General features: G+C 34.1%; 1 protein-coding gene. It reads left to right on the forward strand.

From position 1 onward, the window contains the following. Window positions 1-1,573, forward strand: a 1,573-nt coding sequence (locus tag ABZA26_RS14780) for a CarD family transcriptional regulator (RefSeq protein ID WP_372715249.1), incomplete at both ends; no start/stop codon positions are given.

Genomic DNA, 1,573 nt, shown 5'->3' on the forward strand with positions numbered 1-1,573 from the left:
AGAAATAAAAAGGTAGTCTATATATCCTCTTCAAATAAAAATATAGAGGACTATTACTTTACTCTTTCTGATTATCAGAAGGGAATGGTTTACAGGATAGAAAATTTTAATTATACTGATGAGGAATTTCAGACAATAAACTACGGACTTTTAAAAGTTTTGGAAAGCAGGGAAAACTGGATAGTACTTGTTTCTCTTGAGGGTATTTTAAAAGATTATTTTACAAGCGGAGAGCAGATACAACTTTGTGCAGGAGAAGAGTATGATTTAAAAGGTATAGAGGAAAGACTCATAAAAAATGGTTTTAAAAAAAATTATCTGGTGGAAAAAAGATGGGAGTACAGCTGGCGTGGGGATATATTAGATATATATCCTCCAAATGGTGAAAATCCTGTGAGGATAGAGTTTTTCGGCGATGAAATAGAGAGAATTAGTTATTTTAGTATTGACAGCCAGAAATCTCTTGAAAATTTAGATGAAATAAATGTGTACATAAACAATAATAAAGAAGGAAAAAAGACATTACTGGGTCTGCTGGAAAAAATGGTATCTGATGATATGGAAATATATCTGGAAAATCAGGAACTTATGAATTACAAGCTAGAAGAATTTATACTGAGAAACCGTGAAAATGAGAACGATCTCAGAAAAAAATATGCAGATATTTTAGAAAAAACAATTCCTGCAGAGATAGTAAGATTTCAAAATGAAGACAATGAAAATTATCAGGACTATACCAATGTAAAAAAAATAGCTTCTGAAAAAAAAGTTATAATTCTAACTGAAGAGGAGAAGAGGTATAGAGAGATATTTCTTGGAACTCCTTTGGAAATAGTAAAAGAGCAGCATTATGAAGGGTTTTCAAATGGAGACACCCTTGTGCTCACCGACAGGGAACTAAAGGGAATAAGAGTAAGAAGAACAGATATAGCAAAAGAAAGTGTGAGATACACAAACATAAACCAGATTAGACCCGGAGATTACATAATACATGACATATACGGAGTGGGAATATATTTAGGAATAGAAAAAATAGATGAAAATGACTACCTTGCCATAAAATATGCCGGGGAAGATAAACTCTATGTTCCAGTAACCGGACTCAATAGAATAGAAAAATATATTTGTGAAAAAGGATCCACTCCAGAGATATACAATCTTGGTAGGAGAGGATTCAGAAAAAGGAGAGAAAAACTCCAAAAGGATATAATGGAATTTGCAAAGGAACTTATACAAATCCAGGCAAAAAGACAGAGTAAAAACGGATTTGCATTTTCCAAAGATACAGTCTGGCAAGAAGAGTTTGAGGAAGGATTCCCGTATAATGAGACCAAGGATCAGATGAGATCAATAGAAGAAGTAAAACAGGATATGGAATCCCATACTGTTATGGACAGAATTGTTTGTGGTGATGTAGGGTATGGAAAAACCGAGGTTGCTATGAGAGCAGCCTTTAAGGCACTCATGGATGGAAAACAGGTGGCAGTAATGGCCCCGACAACGGTACTTGCCAGTCAGCATTATGAAAGATTTTTAGAGAGATTTAAAAATTATCCACTGGAGATATCACTCC

The organism is Ilyobacter sp., from assembly GCF_041583315.1.
Lineage (GTDB): Bacteria > Fusobacteriota > Fusobacteriia > Fusobacteriales > Fusobacteriaceae > Ilyobacter.